This window comes from uncultured Tenacibaculum sp. (genome assembly GCF_947504135.1).
Lineage (GTDB): Bacteria > Bacteroidota > Bacteroidia > Flavobacteriales > Flavobacteriaceae > Polaribacter.
The window spans coordinates 433,933-442,426 of the sequence record NZ_CANNGG010000002.1 but is presented as its reverse complement, the minus strand read 5'-3'; the positions used below and the strand labels follow the sequence as shown (position 1 = coordinate 442,426).

Annotated in this window: 5 protein-coding genes; 2 read left to right on the top strand and 3 right to left on the bottom strand. The window is 33.0% G+C overall.

What is annotated here, in order from left to right:
- Position 1: 1 nt before the first annotated feature.
- Together Q0663_RS05505 and Q0663_RS05500 are read right to left on the bottom strand one after the other, a co-directional pair.
- Positions 2–1,840, bottom strand: a complete 1,839-nt coding sequence (locus Q0663_RS05505) for a PorP/SprF family type IX secretion system membrane protein (RefSeq protein WP_299007672.1) — start codon at positions 1,838–1,840, stop codon at positions 2–4.
- Between the two features lie 9 nt (positions 1,841–1,849).
- Positions 1,850–4,030 (bottom strand): gliding motility-associated C-terminal domain-containing protein, encoded by a 2,181-nt coding sequence (locus Q0663_RS05500; protein WP_299007670.1) that lies wholly within the window; start codon positions 4,028–4,030, stop codon positions 1,850–1,852.
- 276 nt (positions 4,031–4,306) lie between these two features.
- Between Q0663_RS05500 and cmk the strand changes: the two genes are divergently transcribed.
- Complete coding sequence (gene cmk / locus Q0663_RS05495) at positions 4,307–4,993, top strand: (d)CMP kinase (RefSeq protein WP_299007668.1); 687 nt, start codon at positions 4,307–4,309, stop codon at positions 4,991–4,993.
- 93 nt (positions 4,994–5,086) lie between these two features.
- Positions 5,087–6,580, top strand: coding sequence for an NAD(P)H-hydrate dehydratase (locus tag Q0663_RS05490; protein ID WP_299007666.1), 1,494 nt, complete (start codon positions 5,087–5,089; stop codon positions 6,578–6,580).
- On the opposite strand, the gene Q0663_RS05485 is transcribed toward Q0663_RS05490, so the two are convergent.
- The gene (locus Q0663_RS05485; RefSeq protein WP_299007663.1) at positions 6,577–8,238 is read right to left on the bottom strand and encodes a sodium:solute symporter; all 1,662 of its coding nucleotides are present in this window, start codon (positions 8,236–8,238) and stop codon (positions 6,577–6,579) included. The two genes, Q0663_RS05490 and Q0663_RS05485, sit on opposite strands and share 4 nt — an antisense overlap.
- Between the last annotated feature and the right edge of the window lie 256 nt (positions 8,239–8,494).

Below are 8,494 nucleotides of genomic sequence, written 5' to 3'. Positions count from 1 at the left end.
ATTATTTAATTTGAATGATTGCTTTACGATCATAAAAAGCACCATTTAAATTTGTATTGTACATTTTAATCGCTTCCGATCTATCTGTTGTTTTAAATATATATATATGCATGTAGCCTGTTTTTGGATCTACAAAATAATCTGCATCTATGTCATCGTTTCTTAATTCATCTACATTTCTATCAGCTAATGCTTTCTGAGAATTTACGTATACTCGTAAATAATATCCGGGCTCAACTCCTTCGGCCTGCATCGGATAAACCCTCGCTGGTGGTTGAGTTTTTGGCTCTTCATAACTACTAAGCTCTCCTCCTAAAGTGATTTTCACCACATACACAGGATCTTTAGTGGTTTTTTTAACTTTTATTGTTGAGTTATCTTTTTTCTCATCATTCTTTTCAAACAAACGAGTTTTATCGTTAAAATCATCTACTTTTTCTATTGCATCTTCCTCTTTAGCAAATCGATCTATATACACGTAGTATAATTTTTTATTCGGTTCAAACACATATTTTGCTTCAATATCTAATCGGGCCCATTTATCTATCAAAGCTTCTGCATTTTCTTTACTTCTAAATTGGTCCGAAACCACATAATACATAGTTCCTCCTCCACCAGAGCGAGTTACAGTACTCTTACGCCATGGTTTATTTGATCTTCTTCTTAATGTGGTATCTTTTGTTTGAGCACTATCTTTAATAATTACTGTATTAGTATTGGTAATTACTTTAGGAGCCGGTTGGTTTTTCAGTATTCGTAATACTTCATCTATCTTTTTATTTAAAATATCAATAGAATCTTGCGCTTGTTGAATTTCGTCTGATAAGTCGTTATGCTCAGAATTTTTATATTCAACTTCTTTTTTCGGAGTTCTTTCTGGTAAATTAACTTTTACATTACCCGTTCTTCTTGTTGGACGCTCTCTTGTATATGTTTTTTTACCAAAATTATAAATTAGTCCTACCTCATTTGTTGCTGCAAAACTACTTTTTTCGTAACTAAATCCTATCGCTAAATTTTCTGAAAGGTTTATTCCAACACCAGCTGAAATTCCATACGTATTATCATAACCCGCTTTAACCCAACCTGCTTTAGGTAAATCTACTATAGCGCTCCCCCCAAAACCAAAATCATCATTCCCTGGTTTTCTAGCGGTTGCTAGGAATCTTACATCAGCTCCTTCAAAAAGCCCTGATGCGTACGTAAATTCATGAGAATACATTAAGTGCCCCGAAAATGTTTTTTCTCCAAAAGAAGTAGCCATTTCACTTCTTTTAAGATTAAAGTCTACTAAATTCTCGAAAAAGACACCAACATCAAACTTTCCAATAGACAGCGTTACTGCTGGTTGAAAATTAACCACCGGATCGTCTTGATAATTACTTAAAAAAGTATCGTCATCATCAGCAACCAAAACTTTACCCCAGTTTAAACTTCTTCTACTGTATAAAAAGTTAAAACCAAAGGTTAAATCCATGGTTTCATTTAATTGTAAACGATGTGCATAATTTGCTAAAGCACCAAAATCTTTTACCGACCCTACATCTTGCTGATATATAGCTACTCCTGCTCCAACATTTTCTCTCATTTTCCCTGAATACGTAAGCACATATAAACGGGGATTATCCTCAAAATCTATGTTACTATTTCTTACTATAGCTGAAAGAGATGTTTTGTTTTCTCGTAATGCAGAAAATGTTGGCACGGTTAAAAAGCGATTAAACTTCATAAAGTTACGAGAACTGAAGCTATTATATTGCTGTTCATTACCAGAAGTTTGCGCTTGTATAACAAACACATTTAATATCAATATAATAAATAAGGTAATTTTTCTAATCATGCTAACTTTTTAGTTTAAAACAGATATCGTTCCAGCTTTAATCAATTTGTCTTCTCTTATTATTTTATAATAAAAAACTTTTTGATTTCCTAAATCTTCTGTTGGCCAATCATTTTTGTACTCAGTTGTTTTTAAAATCTCTTTACCATTAGCATTATACAACATTACAGTTACTAGTGGCTGAAACGCATATTTGTTTGATATTTTCCATGTATCATTTTTACCATCTCCGTTAGGAGTTAAGGTATTTGGCACTATAATTTGATCGTCTGGTTCAACTACTTCTATTGTTCTTTCTACCGAACAGTTTCCTACTTTAGCCAGTACTGTATAAAACCCTAAAGTGGTTACTGTTAACTCTTCTGTTGTTGATAATAACATTCCTGACGTACCTTCACCTTGATACCATTCGTAAGATTCTCCTCCTGCTGCTGTTATAGTTGCTGAACTTCCTTCCTCCATTACCACAATCTCAGAAGGAGTAATGATTACCGCAGAATCATCAAATATCACTACGTTTATAGGCTCTAGTTCATTATCACAACCAAAACCTGAATATTTCAACACATATTCTCCAACTTCAGTTACTATTAAGTTTTCAGGATTAGCAGGGGTAACATCATCCGTACCATCTTTAATCCATTGATACGTATAACCTGCTACTACATTATTTATTGTATAAGTTATAGAAGAACCAGCACAAAGTGAATTTGAAGTTGATGTGCTTCTTATTTCGGGTACTTCAGCCAACTTAACATCTAATTCATTAGACACCCCCTCTACACCATTAAAACTTGCTTTTAATGTATATGTCCCATTATCTAAATACGAATTAACTTCGTATTCGCTTACTGTTCCTCCTGTTGACACATTATTTTTATACCATTCAAAACTTAGTAAAGCTATTTGATCTGATGTTAGATCATACATATCTCCATTTTCTGCCTCTGCCTTCACCCCTACTATACTTAACTCTGTACTTCTAGTATTACACTCCTCATAGCTCGTTTCCACTCTAATAGTTGGTTCAAATGATGTTACGTTTAATAGTGTAAACTTTTCAGAATCAACTATATCATCACAAGCTGAACCTGTACTCTTTGTTACTCTTGCATAATATACCCCTGCTGTAGCTGCATCTATGCATAGCTGATTTCTAACAGCAGTTCCCATAGTTACATCATCTCTATACCATTCTATAGTAACTTCTGAAGGGTCAGCATCATGTGTAATACACAATTCTTTTTTTTCACCAAATAAAATAATTCTTTCTAAAGCACCAGCATTCGTTACTGTAAAACCTGCTGTAGTTTGTTGTTGTAACACTACATCGTTTGACTTAGTAGTACAGGTTCCTGTATCAATTACCAAATGATACGTTCCAAACTGTCCTGTTGTTGGTGTTGTATAGGTTGAAGAATTAGATGATTGTACTAATTTATTGTCTAAGTACCAATTATAGGTTAAACCTGAACGATTTGTGTTAGCTTCAAAAGTATGTGACTCATCTCCACATATTTCTACGGTTGAAGGTCCTTTAATTTGTTTGGCTGTATTATCTAAGATAATTACATTAGATATTGTAGACTCTCTAAACCCACAAGCTCCATAATCAATTTTCACTTCATACTTTCCAGATAAAGTGACCTCTAGTTTAGGTTCTGTTGTAGTGGTAAATAATACATCATCTTTGTACCATTCGTAATTACCATTCTGATTAGTATTTAATATAAGTTCTGCTGATCCACTATCACAAAGTACAACATCATCATAATTATTTAAAACTAAAGTATCTGTTGAAAATTTATATGCTGCAAACGAATCTGAATCTGGACTGGTCATTACTGGTGAACTAGCAACCAAACGTATCTTGTAATTAGTTCCGTAAGTATTATCAGGCAATTGAAAAGTTCTAGAAAAAGTATATGAAGAATTTTCAGTGGTTACTGTACCTACATTAATCGGACTTCCCCAATTTCCATCTGCATCAGATAATTCTATCGTAAATACATTATTAGAGTTAAAATCTGAACCCGAGTATTTAAAAACCACATTAAAATCTGTAGCTGCACCATTACAAGCATTAGAAAACTGAATCTCAGGCTTAAGCAGCGTCTGAGATACAGCACTTGTTGCACAAAACAGAAATATCGCTAAAAGTATTAATATGCTTTTAGTTTTTCTTTTCATTCGAGGGATTTTTAGGGGTCGTCAAATTTATAGTTTTTCTAACAAAAATTATATATTCTATAACAAAAATAATATCGAAATATATAAAATCTATTTTTAACGACCAACTAAAGTTTTTCTCTTCTAAAAAAACCTTATCTTCTTCACTCAATAAAACTCACAAACAACTAACTAACAACAACTTAAAAAAAGGTTGTTTTCCCCTCTAACTTCAACATTCAAATCGTTACAACTATCTTAAAAATCTGCCGTATATTTGTTATTCATTTTACTATTATGACTAAGAAAATTATTATCGCTATTGACGGTTTTTCATCAACAGGAAAAAGTACTATTGCAAAGCAATTAGCTAAAGAACTGGGCTATATTTATGTAGATACAGGCGCGATGTATAGAGCTGTTACACTTTATGCTATGCAACAAAACTACATTTCTGAAAACCATTTTAATCTACAGGATTTAATTGCTGATTTACACAACATTTCTTTGTCTTTTACTTTTAATGAAAATCTGGGGTTTGCTGAAATGTTTTTAAACGGAACCAATGTTGAAAAAGAAATCAGAACCATTGAAGTTTCTAAATTGGTAAGTAAGGTTGCAGCTATCTCTGAAGTGCGTAAAAAATTAGTGAGCGAACAACAAGAAATGGGCAAAAACAAAGGAATTGTAATGGATGGTCGTGATATCGGAACCGTTGTTTTTCCTAACGCTGAATTAAAATTATTCATGACTGCATCTGCCGATAAACGAGCTACACGTCGTTATAAAGAATTGTTAGATCGTGGTGATAACGTTAAGTATGAAGAAATTTTACGAAACGTACAAGAGCGCGATAGAATTGATTCTACACGAAAAGATTCTCCTTTAATCAAAGCCAAGGATGCTATTGAATTTGACAATTCAGACATGGGACTTAAAGAACAATTTGAACGTATTATGAGTCTCGTAAACGCAAGAATTTAACACTCTTAAAACCACATAAAACATCATTGAACCTTGCAAAATTTTTGCAAGGTTCTTTTTTGGTTAGTATACATAAAATTGTATATTACCTACATGAAAATACTAGAAAAAATCCTTAATGTTTCTCAAACACGAGAAGCAGACAATCACACTATTTTAAAAGAAGAAATCTCTTCTTTTGCTCTTATGGGGCAAGCGTCTCTTGCTTTTGTTAAAGCTATTGAACCTTTACTACAACGTTCACAAAAAATTGCCATTGTTGGAGGAGTTGGAAACAATGGAGGTGACGGATTTGCAATCGCCAGAATTTTAAGAAATAAAAAGTACAATATACAGCCCTTTTTAGTTCAATTTAAAGAGACTCTCACTCCCGATTGTATTATTAATTATGAAAAACTACACGATACAATTGTCATAAATTCAACTAGTGAAATTCCTGACTTTTTTGAATATGATGTTATTATTGACGGGATTTTTGGTTTTGGGCTTTCAAGACCTATTACTGGTTTTACAAAACAAGTTATAGAAAACATCAACAAAGCTAAAAAAACAGTATATGCTGTTGACGTACCTTCAGGATTGTACTGCGACACACTACCTGATTCTGAAACTATCGTACAAGCAGACACCGTAGTTAGCTTTCAGAGACCAAAACTTTCTTTCTTTTTTCCTGAAAATGGAAACTATGTGAAAAACTGGAAAACTGTTGATATTGGTTTAGATGAAAATTTTATTCAACAGCAGAAAAGCAACTTTTTTATTTTAAATGAAAAGATTACTGAAATTTTAACACCCCGATTACGTCAATCACACAAAGGAAGTTACGGACACGCTTTATTAATTGCAGGTTCTTATGGAAAAATGGGAGCTGCAGTACTTTCTTCTAAAGCTTGCTTAAGAAGTGGTACAGGATTGTTAACCACATATGTACCAAAATGTGGCTATCAAATTATACAATCTTCCATTCCAGAAGCCATGTGCTTAACCGACGAGAATGAAGAATTCGTTACCCAACTCCAACTACCAGAAATTTCCAAATACGACGTTGTCGGGATAGGTCCTGGGTTAGATACCAACGAAAAAACAGCGCAAGTTGTGAAAAAACTACTTTCCGAAAGTAAGAATCCACTTGTTATTGATGCTGATGCCATTAATATTATCGCACAAAATGAAGAGTTAAAATCGTTACTTCCTAAAAATTCTATTTTAACTCCACATATCAAAGAGTTCGATAGATTGGTAGGAAAATCTGACACCTCAACAGAACGTTTTCAAAAACAACTTGAGTTTTCTGCAAAATATCAATGTGTTGTAGTTTTAAAAAATGCATATACTACTATTTCTTCTCCTGAAGGGAATTTGTATTTTAATACTTCTGGAAACCAAGGAATGGCAACTGGTGGTAGCGGTGATGTACTTACAGGAATTATCACTGGTTTATTAGCACAAAATTATTCGTCTTTACACGCTGCTTTACTAGGAGTGTATTTTCACGGAAAAGCAGGTGATGAAGCCGCTAGTAAAAAAGGATACAATGCTTTAATAGCTTCGGATATTATTGACGCTTTACGTATAGAAAAACATTAATTTTCTTTAGAAAATGCTTGGATTAGTATTGCTAACAACATTACTAATCCACAGCCTAAAGCGTTTAACCATAGGTACGGCAACCAATCAATATACCAAACAGCAATAATGATAACTTGTGTAATTATTGCGGCGATAAATACTGCATTTCCTTTTACAAACTTTATAAAAAAGGCCAACAAAAAAATTCCCAACACGTTTCCGTAAAAAATAGAGCCGATAATATTTACCAATTGAATTAAATTATCAAACAAATTAGCTACACAGGCGACTAAAATTGCCATGATACCCCAACCCAACGTAAACCATTTTGACATTTTTACATAATGCTCTTCGCTATATTCTATTTTGGTATTTCGTTTATATAAATCAATTGCGGTAGTACCTCCCAAAGCATTTAATTCCGACGCAGTAGATGACATCGCTGCAGATAAAATTACAGCCAACAACAAACCTATCAATCCCTTTGGTAAATTATTCAGAATAAAGTGAATAAACACATAATCTTTATCGTTTGTTTCTACCAATGGATCTACTTTTGAAATAATATTTTTCGCTTCTTCCTTTAGTACCTTATCTTGTTCATTAAACTCTTGAATCTGTACTACATTCTCAGGTGTTAATCCTTCAAAAATCAATGCTTCTTTTCTTCCTTCAATAAAACGATGTTGTTCTTCTAATTTTACATATTGTTCTATTGTTTCAAGGTTGGAGTTTGCTATTGCTTCTCCTGCTTTTGGATTAAAATTTAACGGTGACGGATTAAACTGATAAAACACAAAAACCATCACTCCCACTAACAAAATAAAAAACTGCATCGGTACTTTTAACAGCCCGTTAAAAATCAATCCTAATTGACTTTCTCGTAATGATTTTCCAGATAAATAACGTTGAACCTGACTTTGATCTGTTCCAAAATATGACAACATTAAAAATGTACCTCCTAAAACACCTGTCCAAACAGTATATCGATTATTCAAATCCCAAGAAAAATCTAGTACTTGCATTTTATTAGAAGCTCCTGCTATTTCCAAGGCTTTCGTAAATGTAATATCATCAGGTAAATACTGTAATATCAAATAAAATGCAACAAACATTCCTGCAAAAATTACCGCCATTTGTTGTTTTTGTGTAACACTTACCGCCTTTGTTCCTCCTGAAACGGTATAAATAATTACCAAAACCCCAATGATGATATTTAAAGTAATTAAATCCCAACCCAAAACAGCTGACAAAATAATAGCTGGGGCAAAAATGGTAATTCCTGCTGCTAATCCGCGTTGAATTAAAAACAGAGTAGCAGTTAAGGTTCGTGTTTTTTGATCAAACCTTCCTTCTAAATATTCGTAGGCTGTATAAACTTTTAACTTGTGGTAAATAGGAATAAACACCAAGCAAATAATTACCATTGCGATTGGTAATCCGAAATAAAACTGCACAAACCCCATTCCGCTATGAAAGGCTTGCCCTGGAGTTGATAAAAAGGTTATTGCACTGGCTTGTGTTGCCATTACTGACAAACCAATCGTCCAACATTTACTTTCGTTCCCTCCTTTTATATAATCCTCTACATTTTTACTTCCTCTAGTTTTCCAAACTCCGTATAAAACAATAAATAATAACGTAAGCGAAAGAACAATCCAGTCTATATCTTGCATGGTTATTTTGTATAAAGGTTAGTAATTATGTAAAACAACACGATGTAAATTAGGTTAGCGACCAAGACGACCGTGTATTCTTTTTTCCATATATACTTTTTATCCATGCTTTGTTTGATTAGATTCGTTTGAGCTGTCAATTTATAGATTTTAAAAACAAAAAATGGTATGTTTTTTCTAAATCTTCATTTTTTTACTTTTGTTTTTAAAAATAAAAACGCTCTAAAACTAGTGTTTTGAGCGTTTTTGTTAACTA

Bases quoted from the DNA above. Each gene is read 5' to 3' on its own strand.
- Q0663_RS05500 (WP_299007670.1), bottom strand. From the start codon at position 4,030: ATGAAAAGAAAAACTAAAAGCATATTAATACTTTTAGCGATATTTCTG.
- cmk (WP_299007668.1), top strand. From the start codon at position 4,307: ATGACTAAGAAAATTATTATCGCTATTGACGGTTTTTCATCAACAGGA.
- Q0663_RS05490 (WP_299007666.1), top strand. From the start codon at position 5,087: ATGAAAATACTAGAAAAAATCCTTAATGTTTCTCAAACACGAGAAGCA.
- Q0663_RS05505 (WP_299007672.1), bottom strand. From the start codon at position 1,840: ATGATTAGAAAAATTACCTTATTTATTATATTGATATTAAATGTGTTT.
- Q0663_RS05485 (WP_299007663.1), bottom strand. From the start codon at position 8,238: ATGCAAGATATAGACTGGATTGTTCTTTCGCTTACGTTATTATTTATT.